We start from the raw sequence: 16,687 nt of genomic DNA on the forward strand, positions 1-16,687 counted from the left end.
ACGGTCCCAAGGCGGCGAGCAACCTGACGACGGCTCCCACTCATGTGCTGCAACCGGGCCCGGCCTCGGCGGGCCGGCCCACTTCCCTCATCCGGGGCATCCGTGGCCAGGCCAGTGGTGGCAATCAGTCGGACGAGGCTCGACACGATCCCTCAAGATCGTCTCTCCCTCAGAGCCGCTTTCCTCGCCACCCACCGGACCAGCCGGGATGCTCATGCAACCCTGGAACCCCGAAGCTGATCAAGCACCGGAGCTCTTTACATGAGCGGGCGCCGGTCACCCGCCGGTCAGCCGCCGGTTTGCAACTGATCGACGGAGCCGATCGGCACCACGCCCTCGGCCCGGGCCCGGGCTGCCGGATCGACGGAGATGAACAGGTCCGCCTGCAGCCGGGTGACGGCCAGGTACTCGGCGTCGGTCGTCGAGGGCAGCCCGTGCTCACGGGCGATCTGCCAGGCGACCCGTCGCGACACGCGGTCACTGAGCGAGCGGATCTTCACGCGGGTCATGGTGTCGTGGCGCTCCAACGCGTCGGCCTCGGTCAGCTCGCCCCGGGAGACGGCGGCGAACAGCAGCTCGAGCGCCTGGGAGCGCAGCACCTGCGGGGCGACCAACTGGTGGCCGGGCGCCACCGCGATGCGCTCGGCCACCACGTGCAGCAGCGTGGGTGCGTCGATCACGAACCGCGTCATGCGTCGGGACCGTAACGCCGCCTTGCTGCGGGCGCGCATCAGAACGGCGGCGGGGTCGTCGAGGCGACCAGACCGCTGGGCGTGGTGACGGTGAGCGTGCTGTCGGCGGCCAGGTGGTGCTGCCAGCCCGGGGCCTGGTGCTTGCCCCGGTGGTGCGAGGTGCAGTAGCCGACCAGGTTCGCCGCGCTCGTCTCCCCCTCGGGCCAGCGCCGGTCGTGATCCAGTTCGCCACGCCTGGGCACGGGCCGGCGGCAACCGGGCTGTCGGCACCGGCGGTCGCGAGCCCGCACGAACCGGTCGAGACGGGCGCCCGGCCGGTATCCGTCGGTCGGCGGCGGAGCGCCGAGACCAGGCATGCCGCCCAGGTCGTGGGTGCAGCGGCCCGGGTTCCGCCGGCATGCACGCGCCTGGCACCGGGAGCGTCGACGGAGCTCATCGGCGTCGGTGAGCGCCACCAGCGCGCCGGTCAGCTCGTCGACGACCGCGATCCGCGGGCGGTCGACCAGTCCACCGCCACCGGTCCGGTCGAGCAGATCGGCGAGTGCGGCCCGTTGGGCGTCGGTCGCGGCCCCGAGTGCGGAGAGCGCATCGGAGGCCGAGGACGCCCGACCCTCCGGGCTCCGCTGCCAGGCAGCCTCGTCGTCTGCGCCAGTCGCCTCAGCGTCCGCCACCGCGCCCCACGCCCGACCCACCGCCCGCTCCAGGCCGAGCAGGACCGCTCCTGCGGCCTCGACCGCGCGGTCGGCCGCCGCCCAGGAGCCCGGCTCGGGCGCAGGGACGTCGGCGAGGACAGGGCCGCGATCGGGCTCGGGCGCGGGGGCGTCGGCGAGGACAGGGCCGCGATCGGGCTCGGGCGCGGGGGCGTCGGCGAGGACAGGATCGCGATCGGGCTCGGGCGCGGGGGCGTCGGCGAGGGCAGGGCCGGGAACCGGTTCGGGCGCCGGCTCGGGCCCAGGCTCCGAGCAAGCGCCGTCGTCGGCGCGCCAGGCCGGGTCCAGCCACGGGAGGACGTCCATCGCGGCCGGCATCGACTCCCACCGGGCCGCCTCCGCCCAGAACCGGGCCTGCTCCTCAGGTGGCGGGTCCTCCGCACCACGCCATTCCTCGAGCACCCGCGCCTCGGTGGCCGCCCACCAGTCGGCCAGCTCCTCCTCCTCGGTCGGGTGCCAGGCCGCTGCACCAGCGCGCGAGGACGAAGGCGCATCGGGAGCTGAGGTGGCGTCCGGAGCGGGAGTCGGGTCCGGAGCGGGAGCCGGGTCCGGAGCGGGGGTCGGGTCCGCGGCGGGGGTCTCGCCGGAAGCGGGAGCCGACCCCGGGGCGCCGGCGGACTCCGCGGCGCCGGCCGTGTCGGGGGCGCCTGCCGCGTCCGGGGGCGTGACGTCGGGCAGGAGACCGAGAGCGCGAGCGAGCGCCCGCACCATCTCGGCCGGCACCACCTGGCCGTTGATCTCCCCCGGCTGGTCACCACCCAGCACGGTGCGCACACCGGCCACCAGGGTGAGCTGCGCCTGCACGGGCGGGAGGCCGTTCTCCCCCGGCCGCAGCACCAGGTCGAGCAGGCAGTCTGCCATCCTCTGCCCACGGGTGCGCCGGTCGTCGGGGGTGGGCTCGAGGGAGTCGGCGTACCGGCCCAGCGCGTCGAGGAGCGCCTGCGCCTCCGGCACGGAGAGCAGCGCGCTCAGCACGGCCGTCCCGTCGGCAGCACCGGGCCGGACGGAGACGCCGCGCTCGCGGAGCGCACGGGTCAGACGGCCGGCGGCGTCCCGGGCGTCCCGCCGGAGCACGACCCGGCGCGCCTTGTCACCCAGCTGCGCCGGGGTGGTGACCCGGCCGGTGGCCCAGGCGAGCAGCTCGGCCTCCACCTCGGCCCGGATCCTGTCGTCGGCGATCGGCGCGACGGTCCCGAGCATCGGCCACAGGTGCCCATCGTGGAGCGCCCCCGCCTCGAGGGCGCCCAGCGTCTGCGGCAACCGGTGCACGAGCGTGAGGGACCGGGTGAGCAGCGCCTCCGCCGACTGGGAGATGCGGGACAGGGCGAGGGAGAGCTCCTGCGTCGCCCACTCGCTGACGCCGGACAGCACCTCCGCACGCGAGGCCCGGCGGTCGGCGCTCATGGCACCCGGCTTGCCGGGCTGCCGGTCCGCGGACGAGGGCCGGGTGGCGGCGAACTCGGCGATCGCCCGGGCCCGCAACGCCGTCTGCCGGGCGATCTCCCGGTCGGCGGCCTGGACCGCGCCGAGCGGGCCCGACGCCCACCCGGCCGCCGGCGCACCGGCATCGACGTCGTCCGCCCGCATCGCTTCCGCCATGCATCGAACGTACGTTCGACCACTGACATTCCTGGATCTCAGCCCGACCGCAGGTCCAGTCCCATCAGCACCTCGTCCCGCCGATCGTCCGCGGCGATCTGCAGCGCACCGGGCCAGCAGCCGGCGACGACCCACCCGTGCCGCCCGTAGAAGGACTCCAGCCCCATCCCGCCGCGCACCTCGAGCCGCAGCGAGTCCAGGCCGAGGTCGTCGCGCGCCGCCCGCGCCACCTCGCCCATCAACGCGCCACCCACCCCGCACCCCCGGGCGGCGGGCGACGTCTGGACGTGCGTCACCCGGCCCCAGTGCGCGGCGACCGGGTCGGCGTTCCCCGTCAGCACCAGCCAGCCGGCGAGCCCTCCCTCGTGCACCGCGACGAGCAGCCGGCGCAGCCGCGGGTCGAGCCCGGCGACCAGCCGGTCCACCACCGGCCCTACGACACCGTCGTCCACCGGCACCTGCCGGGCGAAGCCGACCGCTCCGCCGCCGTTGACCACGTCCCGCCAGCAGGTGACCAGTCGCGCCCGCGTCCGCGGGGTCACGTGGTCGGGGTCGGTCAGCCAGCGCAGCGGGGGCACCGGCGGAGTCTGTCAAGCCGTCGCGATGCCGCCGGGGACGCCTGGGATCACCGGGGCCGGCGGGAGTGACGAGCCGGTCCGTTCCGGCCATGACGATCGCCACAGCGGCCGGACGGCGTCGGCAAACGCCCTGGTCAGGGGTTCGGCGACAGGCCGCCATACGTCCCGACGGCGGTGGCGCGCGGGAAGCCCCCGTTGGGCGTGTTGCCCGGCCGCCGATCAGAATGGGCCCCGACATGGCGACTGCAGCAGCAGCGGCGGCCCGGGCCCCGCAGACGACCAGCCGACCGCTCCGGGCATGGCAGCAGGCCGCCCTCGGCCAGTACGAGGAGGCATCCCCCAAGGACTTCCTGGTCACCGCTACGCCGGGCGCCGGGAAGACGACCTTCGCCCTGACGCTGGCCGCCCGGCTGCTGTCGCGGCGGGAGGTCGCCCGCGTGATCGTCGTCGCCCCGACCGACCACCTGCGGCTGCAGTGGGCCGAGGCAGCCGACGCGATGGGCATCGTCCTCGACCCGAACCTGACCAACGCCGTCGGCCCGGTGCGCGCCGGCACCCAGGGATACGTGACCACCTACGCGCAGGTGGCGGGCAAGCCGATGCTGCACGCCGCCCGCGCCACCGCCGTCAAGTCGCTGGTCATCCTCGACGAGGTGCACCACGCCGGCGACGGGCTCTCCTGGGGCGAGGCGGTCGAGGAGGCATACGGCATGGCCGCCCGCCGGCTCTGCCTGACCGGGACGCCGTTCCGCACCAAGCCCGACGAGCGCATCCCCTTCGTCCGGTACGAGGAGGACACCTTCGAGGGCGAGGCCGGCGGCCTGGTCAGCCGCGCCGACTACACCTACGGCTACAAGGAGGCGCTCGCCGACAACGTCGTCCGCCCGGTCGTCTTCGCCGCCTACACCGGCACCTCCCGCTGGCGGAACTCCGCCGGCGAGGTGGTCGCCGCGTCGCTGAGCGAAGCCGGCACCAAGTCGGTGGAGATGCAGGCCTGGCGCACCGCCCTGGATCCCAAGGGCCAGTGGGTGCCGCACGTCATCGCCGCGATGGACGACCGGATCACCCACCTGCGCGAGGAGGGCGGCATGCCGGACGCCGCCGGGCTGATCCTCGCCAGCGACCAGGACGACGCCCGCGACTACGCCAAGATCGTGCGGCGGGTGACCGGCAAGGCGCCGGAGCTGATCCTCTCGGACGACCCGAAGGCGTCGAAGAAGATCGAGCGGTTCGCGACCGGCTCGGCCCGCATCGCCGTCTGCGTCCGCATGATCTCCGAGGGCGTCGACGTCCCGCGCGCCGCCGTCCTGGCATGGATGACCTCCTACCGGACGCCGCTGTTCTTCGCCCAGGCCGTCGGCCGCGTCGTCCGCTCCCGGGCGTCGCACGAGTCGGCCACGGTGTTCCTCCCCGCCGTGCGCCCGCTGCTGTCGCTGGCCGCCTCGATGGAGGAGCAGCGCAACCACGTCATGCCGCCGCCGAAGACGGTGCAGGGCGACGAGCTCGACCTCGAGCCGCTGCCGCCCAAGGAGAAGGATCCCGACGGCATGAAGCAGTGGGAGGCGCTGGAGGCCGACGCCCGCTTCGCGCACGTGCTCCACGGGGGGACGGCGCACACCGGCGAGGGCCGTCCGGCGACCGTCGTGGCGCCCGAGGAGGAGGACTTCCTCGGCATCCCCGGCCTGCTCACCCCCGAGCAGACGGCGTCGCTGCTGGCCAAGCGCGACGAGGAGCTGCGGCTGCGCATCGCGCAGAGCCACCGGGACGACGCCGACGACTTCATGGTCGTCGAGGACCATCCCGACGAGGACGACGCCGGCCGTTCGTGGCGCGATGCCGCCGAGCTGCGCCGGGAGATCAACAAGCTGGTCAACCGGGTCGCGGCGCGGACCTCGCAGCCGCAGGCCGTGGTGCACACCCAGCTGCGCCAGTCGGTGCCCGGGCCGCCGTCGGCGTCGGCGTCGGTCGACGTGCTGCGTGCCCGCCGGGAGCGCCTCCGCACGATGCTCTAGAGCGCTCAGTCGTGGACCGGTGGGACGTCTGCACGGACCAGCCGGAGCCGATCGGCTGGGATGACGCCCGGGAAGTAGTCGTATCCCTCCCCGGAGGTCACCAGGTCGGCCGGGTCGACCCCCTCGACGACCCAGACGTCGACCGGACCGCCGGTGTTGTTCATGTCGACGAACCAGTCCGCCGTCCATTCGTCGGGAGCGAGGAAGCACCCCTCTTGCTCCGGCACCGGGCTGCCGGTGATCCCCGGTGCGGAGGCCATCCGCCGCCAGTCGAGCCCGTGTTCCAGGATCGACGCGCGGTTCGAGGACGAGGTGACGTGAAACATCACGGGCCGGCCAGCAGCCCGCGCGCGGCGGCGATGGCGACGGCCTCGGTGCGGCCGCTCGCGCCGAACTTGGCCAGGATGTTGCTGACGTGCACGCTCGCGGTCTTCTCGCTGATGTAGAGCTCCGCGCCGATCTGCCGGTTCGTGCGCCCGAGCGCCAGCAGCCTCAGTACCTCCGCCTCCCGCGGGGTGAGGACGGCGGAGACATCGACCGCCCGGACACCGACGACGTCGAGCCGGCCCCGGCGTGCCAGCGCCTCCACCGCCTCCCGCAGCGGCCGTGCCCCCAGCCGGACGGCGACCTCGTGCGCGGCACGCGCCTGCTCCGCCGCCCCGGCCCGGTCGCCGGTGGCCAGCAGCGCCTCGGCGAGCCGCCTGCGGGACCGCGCCTCCTCGTAGACGTGCCCGAACCCGAACGCCTCGACCGCCGCCCGCCACCGCTCGGGTGCGTCCTCCCCGCGCAGCCGGGCCGCCTCGGCCTCCACCCGGGCCTGCCAGGCCCTCGCCTCGACACCCATCGTGTCGCCGTAGTTGCCCCGGTAGACCTCGACGCCGGAGCGGGCCATCGCGACGAGCTCCTCGCCGGCCTCCGCCCAGCGCTCGATGGCGCCGGCGTCCCCCTCCCGCCGCGCCGTGGCCGCGGCGTCGGCCACCGGCGCCAGGGCCGTGCCGACCAGCCGGAGCACGCCGAGGTGGTCGTCCTCCCACTCCCGCTGCAGCCGCCGGCAGGCCGCGAAGGCGACGTCCAGGGCGGTCTGCGCGTCCCCGTGCCAGGCGGCCAGGTCGATCTCCGAGGCGGCCGTGACCAGGTCGAGGAGGATGTGGGCCTGCAGCCGCGGGATCAGCCCGCGGGCCCAGTCGACCCGCTCACGCGCCCCCGGATCGCCCCGGCCCACCAGGACGAGCAGCCCATCCGCACGGACGTGGGCGGCGATCTCGGGCACCCGGGCCAGCAGATCGGCCTCGGCGAGGCTCCCGTCCCAGTCGCCGGTCATGTAGAGCGCCGTCACCTGCAGGTGCCGCATCTCCGCCGCGTAGTAGGACCAGTCGCCGCCGAGGTCACGCGCCCGTCGCGTCCCGCGCCGGGTCCAGGTCAGCGCCTCGTCGATCCGCCCTGCCTCGAAGGCGACCGTGGCGAGGTTGAACAGCGCCCGCATCTCGACGTCGAGGTCGCCGGACCGGCGCGCCCGCAGCAACGCCTCGTCCAGGCGGGCCCGCACCCACTCCGGATCGGCCCCCGGCTTGGCCCGCAGCTGGGTGACCGCGATGTCGGACCAGGCGCCGTCGAGCCCGAGCGCGTCCGCCGCCACGAGCGCCTCGTCGACGGCGGCCTCGGCCTCCTCGATCCGGCCGACGGCGTAGCTCATCCGGGCATGCGTGGCCGCCGCCCAGGTGCGCACCTCCGACGGCGGGTCCGCCGGGACCAGCGCCATCGCTGCCGCGCTCTCGCCGTAGGCCCCGAACTCGTCCTCGACGCGCACCATGGCCTGGGCCAGCATGTAGTGCACCCGGGCGCGGGTTCCCGCATCGGCGTCCGGACCGAGCACCTGGAGCGCCGAGCGCAGCAGCGCGACGGCGCGGTGCAGCTCCCCGACGGTCCGTGCCGCCCCCGCGGTCTCCAGCACCAGGGCGGCCTGGTCGCGGCCCGCCCGCTCGGCGGCGTCGGGCACGGCGGACCACAGCGCCAGCGCCGCCTCCAGGTGCTGCAGCTGCTCGGCGGGGGCGCCCACGCGCCGGGCGTCGGCCGCCGCCTCGAGCGACGCGCCGAACGCGCCCGCCAGGTCGTTGCTCTCCCGTGCGTGGTGCGCCCGCTCGGCCGCCGTGCCGGCGTCCGGCTCGCGCGCCAGGTACGCGGCGATCGCGGCGTGCAGGCGCACCCGTTCCCCGGGCAGCAGGTCGGCCAGCACCGCCTCGCGCAGCAGGGCGTGCCGGAAGCGGTAGCGGCCGTCGTCGGAGACGACGAGGAGGTGGTGGTGCACCGCCTCGGCGAACGCCGCCTCCAGTTCGCCGCTGCCCAGCTCGCCCACGGCGGCGACCAGCTCGTGACGCACCCGGCGGCCGGCGACCGCCGCGATCCGCAGCACCTGCTGGGCGGCCGGGGAGCGCTGCTCCACGCGCGTCAGCAGGACGTCGGTCAGCGCGAGCGGGAGCGCCTCCCCCTGCAGCCGCGCGGCCAGCAGCTCCTCGGCGTAGAAGGCGTTGCCCTCCGCGCGGGCGACGACGTCGTCGACGGCGCTCGCGGGGATGCCGCCGGTCGCCAGCCCCCGGACCAGGTCACCGACGGCGGCATCCGGCAGCGGCGCCAGGTCCAGCCGTTCGACGCCCGGCAGCCGCACGAGCTCGGCGAGAAGAGGGCGCAGCGGGTGCCGGCGGTGGAGGTCGTCGGCGCGGTAGGAGACGACGACGGCGACCGGCTCGTCGACCAGCCGGGCCAGCAGGTAGCGGAGCAGGTCGCGGCTGGACCGGTCGGCCCAGTGCACGTCCTCCAGCACGACGAGCAGCGGGCCGGCCGCGGCCAGCTCGCAGAGCAGCGCGGCGACCGACTCGAACAGCTGCAGCCGCCCGTCGTCGACCGGCTGCGGCGCGGCCCGGTGCGGCAGGGGGCGGCCGAGGTCCAGGCCCTCGCCCGGGGGCGGCACCGGGACGACCGCGCCCGGGTGGCCGGCGAGGAAGCCGGTCAGGACGGGGTTCGACCGGGCCGCCGGCACGAGCTCGGGGTCGGCCGCGAGCGGGCGGAGGAGGTCGACGAAGGGCAGGTAGGGCAGCCCGACGTCGCCGAGGTCGACGCAGTGCCCGGTGAGCACCCGCAGCCCGCGCTCGGCCGCCCGCCGGCCCAGCTCGTCGAGCAGCCGGGTCTTGCCCACGCCGGCGTCGCCGGCCAGCAGCGTCGCGCACGCCCGGCCGGCGACGGCCCGCTCCACCTGCGCGAGCAGGCGGGCGAGCTCCTCGGCCCGGCCCACGAGCGGGGCGTCGTCCCAACGTGACACGGCTGGGATCGTGGCACGCGGGGGTGACCGATCGGGGTCGGCACCACCCGGCCGGGGTGTGCTCAGCGCGTACGCCGGTGCCGGCGGAGCCACGGGCCCCGTCGGGTGCCGGTGCGGCGGCCGATCTCCTGCAGGACCTCGCGGCGGTAGGCGAGCTCGGCCTCGAGCCCGGGGTTGGGGTACGTCATGGTCGTTCCTCTCATCGGTGCTGACGAGAGGAACGTTCGTGCTGAGGCGGGGGGCCGGGCATCGGGCGACCACGCCGTCCCCGGTGGGCACATCCGCCTAAGGGGCCTCAGATCCACCCGTGAGGGTGACATCGGGGCCGGGACGCGGTTCGCCGCCCGGCGCGCGGGCACCGCTGCCCCCGCGGCGAGCGCCGCAGGTCGGCGCCCCGCCGACCGCCACCGGAGGAGTTGGTCATGCGACTCGGAACCGCCATCGTGCTGCTCGCCCTCGGCGCGATCCTCACCTTCGCCCTGCGCGTGGACGTCAGCGGCGTCGACCTGCAGGTCGTCGGCTGGATCCTGATGATCGTCGGTGCGCTGGGCATCGTCCTGGAGCTGGCCGTCTGGGGCCCGCGCCGGCGCCGGGTCACCCGGACCGACGCCTACGGCGACCCGGCAGCAGGCGGCCCGGCGCGCCGGAGCACCACGGAGGAGACCTACTGAGCCGACCGGCTCGGCGAACGCGAGAGCCCCCGCCCGGGAAGGGCGGGGCTCTGCTGCGTTCAGGTCCGGACCGGATGACGGCCGCCTCGCGGCGAGAAGCACAACACGGCTCCAGGCCCCCGACCGAGGCCGGGGCGGTAGTCCGTGAAGGCGTAACCAAATGGCACCCGGGGGCACGATGCACCCGGCCCGGACCCGTCCCACCGTACGCGCCGGACGTACCGACGTCATGTCCTCGGAGCGGCCGTGGCCGGGTACCGGCACCACGACCTGACCCGGCGGCCCCCTCACGATCCGGTGGAGATGACCCGCGACTCACAGGCCGCCGTTCGGTTGACGTGAGCGGGTCGCTGACGCTGCTGCGTTGCGTGGCTGATATGGGCGGCGTTCGTCGTCCTGTGCTTCGCCTCTGGTTACACCGAGGCCGGCATCCTCGGCCTCATCACTGGCCTGGTTGCCCCACCGGCCGGGATGTCCGGGGCCTACCTGGCGCTCCGCTGGGGCCGGATTCGCACTGACCGCACTGCTGGGCGACCCGGTCGCTGACCCTTGGGCCTCCCTGAGCGGAAGGTGGGCCTATCTCACCCGCATCGTGAGGGGGACTCGGCGCGCGATAGCGCTCTGCCCCGCCGGGCGGGGCAGAGAGCGACCGTCGCCAGGCAGGTGATTCCGGCCGGGCCAGCGGTTCAGTTGAAGCCGCGCGCGTCCTGCTTCAGCGCCGTGTCGACGGTCAGCGCCGAGGCGATCACCATGCTGGCCAGCGGCTCGGGCAGGCGGTAGTGCACCAGGACGACGTAGCGGTCGGCCGTGGTGAACACCGTCCGGGCCAGGCCCTCCCACTTCTTCGTGATCCGGGCGACCTCGACACCCGCGGCGTCGGTGATGGCGAAGTCCCAGGCCCGCCAGTTCTCCGCCTGGATGGCGCCGACCAGCTGCCCGCCGGCGACCAGGTCGAAGCGGATCCTCCCGAAGACGTTGGCCTGCACGATCTCGCCGACCGGCGCACCGCCGGGCCGCTCCACGACCACCCGCGACTTCACGAACTTCGCCGGCCGGATGAGCACCAGCACCGGACCGCGGGCGTCGCGCACCTCCAGCCGGTGGGTCAGGAACTGGTCGAGGTTCGAGACGAAGCGGACGGCCTTCCGGAGCCCGCTCTGCCCGACCTGGACGACGGCGCCGATCTGCTGCCCGTTCCCGTCGAGGACGGCGTACTCGTTGGTGAGCTCGATCAGCTTCGTCTTCTGGTTCACCAGGAGCACCGGCTGGTCGTAGAGCGACGGCCCGGTCGGCGGCGGCGCGGACGGTGAAGGGCGCGAGGGCTGCTGGACGTGCTCGCTCCAGCCCTGGCCGTCCCACCACCGGGTGCCCGGACCGCCGGCGGGATCGGGGTACCAACCGGGCGGTGGCGGGGGCTGCGTCACGGCGGGAACGCTAGCGCCGCTCCCCCGCGACGCCCGGCAGACCCGTGCCAGACTCCGACCGTGGCCGACCTGACCGACGTGGAGGCCCGCGTCCTCTCCGCCGTCGACGAGCGGTGGGCGGTGGACCGGCTCGCAGCGATGATCGCCGTCCCGTCGGTGGGCGGCACGGCGGCCGAGAGCGAGGTGCAGCACCTGCTCGCCGGCTGGCTCGACGAGCTCGGCTGCGACGTCGACTGCTGGCCGGTCGACCTCGCGGAGGCGGCCACCGCCGCCGACGCCCCCGGCCAGGAGGTCGTGCGCACCGAGGCGTGGGGCGTGGTCGGCACCGTCGGCGGCGAGGGCGCCCCGGCGCTGGTGCTCTCCGGGCACACCGACGTCGTCCCGCCCGGCGACCCCGCCCTCTGGGCCGGCGACCCGTTCGTGCCCCGGATCGCCGACGGCGCGGTGTACGGCCGCGGCGCCTGCGACATGAAGGCCGGCGTCGTCGCCTCGCTGGCCGCCGTGCACGCCCTGCGGGCGGCGGGGGTGCGCCTGGTCCGGCCGCTCGCGCTGCACGGCGTGATCGGCGAGGAGGACGGCGGCCTCGGCGCATGGGCCACCCTGCGCCGCGGCCACACCGGCGACCTCTGCGTCATCCCCGAGCCCACGGCGCAGGCCGTCGTCACCGCCAACGCCGGGGCGCTGACCTTCCGGCTGGAGATCACCGGGCATGCCGCGCACGCCGCCATGCGCGACCGGGGCGTCAGCGCGGTCGAGCTGTTCGCGCACGTGCACGCCGGGCTGATCGCGTACGAGGCCGAACGGCAGCGCGACGCCGACCCGCGGTTCGGCGACGCACGCTTTCCCTACGGCATCTCGATCGGCCGGGTGCAGGCCGGCGACTGGGCGAGCTCCGTACCGGACCGGCTGGTCGCCGAAGGCCGGTACGGCGTCCGCGTGGGCGAGCCGGTGGAGACGGCGAAGGCGGCGCTCGAGCGCCGGCTGGCCGAGATCTCCGCCGGCCACCCGTGGCTGGCCGAGCACCCGGTGCGGCTGACCTGGACCGGCGGGGCGTTCGCCAGCGGCCAGCTCCCGGCGGGGCACCGATTGCTGGACGACGTCCGTGCGGCCGTCACCGACGCCGGCGGTCCGCTCCCGGGGGAGGGTGCGGTCGCCGCGGGCAGCGACCTGCGCCAGTACGCCGCCGCCGGCATCCCCACCCTGCACTACGGCCCCGGCGACCTGCACCTGGCGCACGGCCCGCTGGAGCAGGTGCCCATCACCGAGCTGGTCACCGCCGCCCGCGCCTTCGCGCTGCTGGCGCTGCGCACCTGCGGGGTGCGGTGAGCGGCCCCGTCGGGTTCGACGCCTGGGCGGCGCTGGCCGGCGACTCCCCCACCTCGCGCACCGAATGGGCCGCCGTCCTCGCCGCGTGGAGCGAGCCGCACCGCCGGTACCACGACCTCGCGCACCTGGCGGCCGTCCTGGGGTTGCTCGACCGGCTGAGCACCGACGTCCCCGACCCCGCCGCGGTCGCGCTGGCCGCCTGGTACCACGACGTCGTCTACGACCCGCTGCGCGCGGACAACGAGCAGGTCAGCGCCGAGCGCGCTCGGGCCGGACTGCGCGGGCTGGTGCCGGACGAGCGGGTCGACGAGGTCGTCCGGCTGGTGCTGCTCACCGCCGGGCACGATCCCGAGCCCGGCGACGCCAACGGCGCGGCCCTGTGCGACGCCGACCTCGCCGTGCTGGCCAGCCCGCCGCAGGCCTACGCCGGCTACGCGTCGGCGGTCCGCGCCGAGTACGGCCACCTCTCCGACGAGGTCTTCACCGCCGGCCGGATCGCCGTCCTGGAACGGCTGCTCGCTCTCCCCCGGCTCTACCGGCTGCCCGCTGCCAGGGAGTGGGAGCTCCTGGCGCGCGCCAACCTGGCCGCCGAGCTCACCCTGCTGCGGTCGCGCGCTTCCGCTGACGGAGCCCCGCCGCCAGCAGCCGGCTGAGCAGCTCCCGGCACTCGACCGGCTCCGCCCCGGCGGCGACGGCGACGGCGTAGAGGTCCTCGGGGATGTCGTAGTGGTCGCCCTGGAACGCCCGGCGCGGGATGCCCAGCTCGGCCGCGACGAAGGCGTGCAGCTCGTCGTAGCTGACGTCGCTCACCAGGTGCGACCAGCGGCGGCCGCGCCACGGCCACACCGGGGAGTCGATCAGCACAGCCACGGCGAGCAGTCTGCCGGGCCGCGACTAGCGTCTGCCCGGTGAGCGCAGAGATCCGCTGGGGAGTCGTCGGGCCGGGCCGCATCGCCGAGAAGGTGGTGGAGGACTTCGCCGTCGTCGACGGCGCCCGCGCGGTGGCCGTCGCCTCCCGATCGCAGGAGCGGGCCGACGGGTTCGCCGCGCGGCACGGCCTCGAGCGCGCCTACGGCTCCTACGCCGACATCCTCAGCGACCCGGACGTCGACGTCGTCTACGTGGCCACCCCCCACCCGCAGCACCACCAGTTCGCGCTGGCCGCGCTGCGCGCCGGCAAGGCGCTGCTCGTGGAGAAGGCGTTCACCGCCACCACCGCCGGCGCCACCGAGGTCGTCGACCTGGCCCGCGAGACCGGCACCTTCGTCATGGAAGCGATGTGGACCCGGTTCCAGCCGGCCGTCGTCGCGCTGAACGAGCTGGTGGCCGACGGCGCGATCGGCGAGGTGCGGTCGGTGCAGGCCGACCTCGGCGTCTCCCGCGAGTACGACCCCGTCGACCGGCTCTTCGCGCTGGAGCTCGGCGGCGGCGCGCTGCTCGACCTGGGGGTGTACGTGGTCTCCTTCGCCCAGATGCTGCTGGGCAGGCCCGACCGCGTCGTCGCCACCGGCTCCCTGTTCCCGTCCGGCGCGGACGCGGAGGCGGCGATCCTGCTGGGCTGGGACGACGGCCGCAACGCCGCGCTCACCACCTCGCTCAAGTACGCCCTGCCCGGGACCGCCCGCGTGGTGGGGACGACGGGCTGGATCGACGTCGTCCCGCGCTTCCACCACCCGCAGACGATCGTGCTGCACCGCGACGGCGCCGAGCCCGAGGAGATCACCCGCCCGCAGACCGGCGCCGGGTACGCGCACGAGCTGGCCGAGGTCACCGAGTGCCTGCGCGCCGGCCGCACCGAGAGCACCGTGATGCCGCTGGACGACACCCTCGTGGTGCAGGACGTGCTCGGGCAGGCGGCCGACCAGCTCGGGGTGCGCCACGCGGAGGCGGTCGACGTCCTGTGATCGTCGTGACCGCGGCGGGCGGGGCCACCGGCACCGCCGTCGTCCGGGCCCTGCTCGCGCGCGGCGAGCGGGTGCGCGCGGTCGTGCCCTCGCGGAAGCCGCGCCCGGAGCTGGACGCGCTCGGCGCCGAGGTCGTCGTCGGCGACCTCACCGGTGACCTGTCGGGTGCGCTGGCCGGCGCCGACGCCCTGTACGTGATCTGGCCGAACTTCGACCCCGGCGAGGCCACCGGCACCCCGGCCGTGCTGACCGCCGCCGCCCGCGCGGGGGTGCCCCGGCTCGTCTACCACTCGGTGCTCCGCCCGCAGGCCCGCGCCATGCCGCACCACGCCGCCAAGGACGTCGTCGAGGAGGCGCTCGACGGCGCCGTCGGCGGCACGGGCGCCCGGTGGCGGGTGCTGCAGCCCTGCGCCTACGCCGGCAACCTCGACGGGGCGGCGACGGCGGCCGTCGCGACCGGCGAGCTGCCCAGCCCGTGGGGCCTGGCGCAGGCGCAGTCCTTCGTCGACCTCCGCGACGTCGCCGAGGCGGCGGCCGTGCTGCTCACCGAGGACGGTCTCGACAGCGGCACCTTCGAGGCCGTGGGCCCCGAGGCGCTCACCGCCCCCGACGTCGCCGCGCTGCTCACCGAGCGTGCCGGGCGGCCGGTCACCGCCGTCGACGTCCGGGCCGAGGACGACGGGACCTACGCCGGCCGCTGCCGCACCACGATGTTCGACTGGTACCGGGCGCACGGCTTCACGGGCAGCCCGCGGGTGCTCACCGCGCTGCTCGGCCGGCCACCACGCAGGTTCGCCGCGCACCTCGCCGACCGGATCCCGCCGGGCCGCTGACCGTCCCCCGACCGGGTGGCTCGGCTCCAGCCACCGCCGGCACCTGCCGAAGAGGAACGGGAACGGCCGTACCGACGGCCATCCGCCCGAGGGGAACGACATCCATGGCACTGCTCGAAGGTCTGGCCGCGCTGGCGGCGAAGTTCGCCGGCGCCAGCACGGTCGCCCAGGTGGCGACCGGGGTCGGCATCGCCACCGCCGGGGTCACCGGCGCCGGTGCCGTGGGCGCCCTGCCCGCGCCGGTGCAGGACGCCGTCGCGAGCACCGTGGAGACGGTGACCCCCTTCGAGCTGCCGGGCTCCGACGAGGACGTGACCACGACCGACGACACCCCGGACGTCGACGCCGTGGAGCCCGAGGTCGCCACGGAGGAGGAGTCGCTCGACGAGGAGGCCACCGACGTGGACGTCGTCGAGGAGGAGACCACCGAGGACGAGGCCGTCGAGGAGGAGAGCACCGGCGAGGACGCCGGGCTCCGCGGCTTGGACAACGCCATCGCGCACGCCGACGAGCACGCCCAGGAGGCGCTGGCCGCGGCCCAGGCCCGCCAGGCGGCCCACGACGCCGACAAGGCCGCCCGCGAGGCAGCCCGGGAGGCGGACAAGGCCGCCCGCGATGCGGCGAAGGCTGCTCGCGACGCCACCGCTCCGGTCGAGGAGCCGGTCGAGGAATCGGTCGGGGAGACCGCCGCCGCTACCACCGGGCAGCCCGCCGGCCATGGCCGGGGGAACCAGGGCCGCGGCGGGAACTGACCCCCGTCACACAGGGGCCTGCTCCTCCGGCTCCCACGCCAGACCGGTCGCCTGGGCCGCGGTCGGCACCCGGGTGGGTGCCGACCCGGTCCGGCGGACGGCGTCGGCGAAGCGCACAGCGTCGATGACCGCGTTGCAGCCCGGGTCGTTGTTGAAGTAGACGAGGACGTCGCCGTCCCCGTACGCGGCGGCCAGCCGGTCGGCCCACAGCTGCAGGGTCTGCGGGCGGTACCCCCAGCCCTCGAACCCGTGGTGCAGCCGCAGGTAACCCCAGTCGGCGGTCCGCCAGAGCGGGGTCACCGGCTGCTCGTCGCGGTCGGCCCAGCACAGCGCCGCCCCGTAGCGCTCCAGCAGCGCCCGGACCTCGTCGGTCCACCACGTCTCGTGCCGCGGCTCCACCGCCACCCGGGTGCCGGCCGGGAATTGCGCCAGGCACTCGCGCAGCAGCTCGGGGTCGGCCTTGAGCGTGGGGGGCAGTTGCAGCAGGACCGTGTCCAGCTTGTCCGCGAGCCCCTCGGCGCGGCCCATCAGGCGGGCGACCGGCTCCTCCGGCTCACGCAGCCGCTTGATGTGGGTGAGGAAGCGGCTGGCCTTGACCGCCCACCGGAAGTCCGGCGGGGTGCGTTCGCGCCACTTCTCGAACGTCTCCCGCTCGGGCAGCCGGTAGAACGCGTTGTTGCTCTCGACGGTGGCGAAGTGCTGGACGTAGTGCTCCAGCCAGAGGCGCTGGGGCAGCTTCTGCGGGTAGAAGGCCCCGCGCCAGTCGCGGTACTGCCACCCCGACGTCCCGATGATCACCGCCATCCCCGGCCGCTACCCCGTGGCCCGATGGCTGACGCGACGATGCCCCCCCCGTCTCGGGGACGTGCAGGG

At 75.5% G+C, this 16,687-nt stretch carries 16 protein-coding genes; 7 read left to right on the forward strand and 9 right to left on the reverse strand.

The genetic code is table 11. The annotated features are described in order from the left end of the window. Positions 1–287: 287 nt before the first annotated feature. Genes QOZ88_RS21360 through QOZ88_RS21370 form a run of 3 tightly spaced genes read right to left on the reverse strand, consistent with a single transcriptional unit; the run spans position 288 to position 3,579 of the window. The gene (locus QOZ88_RS21360; protein ID WP_306001708.1) at positions 288–692 is read right to left on the reverse strand and encodes a hypothetical protein; all 405 of its coding nucleotides are present in this window, start codon (positions 690–692) and stop codon (positions 288–290) included. 38 nt (positions 693–730) lie between these two features. Continuing rightward, positions 731–3,001 carry a DUF222 domain-containing protein gene (locus tag QOZ88_RS21365; RefSeq protein WP_306001709.1) on the reverse strand — a complete coding sequence of 757 codons (2,271 nt, stop codon included), beginning with the start codon at positions 2,999–3,001 and terminating at the stop codon, positions 731–733. A 38-nt stretch (positions 3,002–3,039) separates the two neighbouring features. Next, complete coding sequence (locus tag QOZ88_RS21370; RefSeq protein ID WP_306001710.1) at positions 3,040–3,579, reverse strand: GNAT family N-acetyltransferase; 540 nt, start codon at positions 3,577–3,579, stop codon at positions 3,040–3,042. 236 nt (positions 3,580–3,815) lie between these two features. Here QOZ88_RS21370 and QOZ88_RS21375 point away from each other — a divergent pair, with 236 nt between their 5' ends. Beyond that, positions 3,816–5,591, forward strand: a complete 1,776-nt coding sequence (locus tag QOZ88_RS21375) for a DEAD/DEAH box helicase (RefSeq protein ID WP_306001711.1) — start codon at positions 3,816–3,818, stop codon at positions 5,589–5,591. Positions 5,592–5,596: 5 nt separating this feature from the next. Here the strand turns inward: QOZ88_RS21375 and QOZ88_RS21380 are convergent, their stop codons facing one another. The 3 genes from QOZ88_RS21380 to QOZ88_RS21390 form a co-directional block, all read right to left on the reverse strand. Then, entirely contained in the window at positions 5,597–5,851 is a 255-nt protein-coding gene (locus QOZ88_RS21380; protein ID WP_306001712.1) for a hypothetical protein, read from the reverse strand. 65 nt (positions 5,852–5,916) lie between these two features. After that, complete coding sequence (locus tag QOZ88_RS21385; RefSeq protein ID WP_306001713.1) at positions 5,917–8,904, reverse strand: helix-turn-helix transcriptional regulator; 2,988 nt, start codon at positions 8,902–8,904, stop codon at positions 5,917–5,919. Positions 8,905–8,966: 62 nt separating this feature from the next. Continuing rightward, the gene (locus QOZ88_RS21390) at positions 8,967–9,092 is read right to left on the reverse strand and encodes a hypothetical protein (RefSeq protein WP_306001714.1); all 126 of its coding nucleotides are present in this window, start codon (positions 9,090–9,092) and stop codon (positions 8,967–8,969) included. A 234-nt stretch (positions 9,093–9,326) separates the two neighbouring features. On the opposite strand from QOZ88_RS21390, the gene QOZ88_RS21395 reads away from it, so the two are divergent. Then, entirely contained in the window at positions 9,327–9,575 is a 249-nt protein-coding gene (locus QOZ88_RS21395) for a DUF6458 family protein (RefSeq protein WP_306001715.1), read from the forward strand. A gap of 686 nt (positions 9,576–10,261) precedes the next feature. Here the strand turns inward: QOZ88_RS21395 and QOZ88_RS21400 are convergent. After that, positions 10,262–10,999, reverse strand: a complete 738-nt coding sequence (locus tag QOZ88_RS21400; protein WP_306001716.1) for a phospholipid scramblase-related protein — start codon at positions 10,997–10,999, stop codon at positions 10,262–10,264. A gap of 60 nt (positions 11,000–11,059) precedes the next feature. Here QOZ88_RS21400 and QOZ88_RS21405 point away from each other — a divergent pair, with 60 nt between their 5' ends. Continuing rightward, the gene (locus QOZ88_RS21405; protein WP_306001717.1) at positions 11,060–12,325 is read left to right on the forward strand and encodes an ArgE/DapE family deacylase; all 1,266 of its coding nucleotides are present in this window, start codon (positions 11,060–11,062) and stop codon (positions 12,323–12,325) included. After that, complete coding sequence (locus QOZ88_RS21410; protein WP_306001718.1) at positions 12,322–12,978, forward strand: HD domain-containing protein; 657 nt, start codon at positions 12,322–12,324, stop codon at positions 12,976–12,978. The genes QOZ88_RS21405 and QOZ88_RS21410 overlap by 4 nt, the downstream gene beginning before the upstream one ends. Here the strand turns inward: QOZ88_RS21410 and QOZ88_RS21415 are convergent. After that, complete coding sequence (locus QOZ88_RS21415) at positions 12,920–13,195, reverse strand: DUF4031 domain-containing protein (protein ID WP_014374499.1); 276 nt, start codon at positions 13,193–13,195, stop codon at positions 12,920–12,922. The genes QOZ88_RS21410 and QOZ88_RS21415 overlap by 59 nt on opposite strands. A 38-nt stretch (positions 13,196–13,233) precedes the next feature. On the opposite strand from QOZ88_RS21415, the gene QOZ88_RS21420 reads away from it, so the two are divergent. The 3 genes from QOZ88_RS21420 (at position 13,234) to QOZ88_RS21430 (ending at position 15,814) form a co-directional block, all read left to right on the forward strand. Beyond that, positions 13,234–14,229 (forward strand): Gfo/Idh/MocA family protein, encoded by a 996-nt coding sequence (locus tag QOZ88_RS21420; protein WP_306001719.1) that lies wholly within the window; start codon positions 13,234–13,236, stop codon positions 14,227–14,229. Beyond that, entirely contained in the window at positions 14,226–15,062 is an 837-nt protein-coding gene (locus QOZ88_RS21425; RefSeq protein WP_306001720.1) for an SDR family oxidoreductase, read from the forward strand. The genes QOZ88_RS21420 and QOZ88_RS21425 overlap by 4 nt, the downstream gene beginning before the upstream one ends. A 104-nt stretch (positions 15,063–15,166) precedes the next feature. After that, complete coding sequence (locus tag QOZ88_RS21430) at positions 15,167–15,814, forward strand: hypothetical protein (protein ID WP_306001721.1); 648 nt, start codon at positions 15,167–15,169, stop codon at positions 15,812–15,814. Positions 15,815–15,820: 6 nt separating this feature from the next. On the opposite strand, the gene QOZ88_RS21435 is transcribed toward QOZ88_RS21430, so the two are convergent. Further along, the gene (locus QOZ88_RS21435; RefSeq protein ID WP_306001722.1) at positions 15,821–16,618 is read right to left on the reverse strand and encodes a DUF72 domain-containing protein; all 798 of its coding nucleotides are present in this window, start codon (positions 16,616–16,618) and stop codon (positions 15,821–15,823) included. Between the last annotated feature and the right edge of the window lie 69 nt (positions 16,619–16,687).

Source organism: Blastococcus carthaginiensis, from assembly GCF_030731085.1.
GTDB classification, from domain to species: domain Bacteria; phylum Actinomycetota; class Actinomycetes; order Mycobacteriales; family Geodermatophilaceae; genus Blastococcus; species Blastococcus carthaginiensis.

Coding starts and splice junctions, on each gene's coding strand:
- QOZ88_RS21360 (WP_306001708.1), bottom strand. CDS start 692: ATGACGCGGTTCGTGATCGACGCACCCACGCTGCTGCACGTGGTGGCC.
- QOZ88_RS21365 (WP_306001709.1), bottom strand. CDS start 3,001: ATGGCGGAAGCGATGCGGGCGGACGACGTCGATGCCGGTGCGCCGGCG.
- QOZ88_RS21375 (WP_306001711.1), top strand. CDS start 3,816: ATGGCGACTGCAGCAGCAGCGGCGGCCCGGGCCCCGCAGACGACCAGC.
- QOZ88_RS21380 (WP_306001712.1), bottom strand. CDS start 5,851: ATGGCCTCCGCACCGGGGATCACCGGCAGCCCGGTGCCGGAGCAAGAG.
- QOZ88_RS21390 (WP_306001714.1), bottom strand. CDS start 9,092: ATGACGTACCCCAACCCCGGGCTCGAGGCCGAGCTCGCCTACCGCCGC.
- QOZ88_RS21395 (WP_306001715.1), top strand. CDS start 9,327: ATGCGACTCGGAACCGCCATCGTGCTGCTCGCCCTCGGCGCGATCCTC.
- QOZ88_RS21430 (WP_306001721.1), top strand. CDS start 15,167: ATGGCACTGCTCGAAGGTCTGGCCGCGCTGGCGGCGAAGTTCGCCGGC.
- QOZ88_RS21435 (WP_306001722.1), bottom strand. CDS start 16,618: ATGGCGGTGATCATCGGGACGTCGGGGTGGCAGTACCGCGACTGGCGC.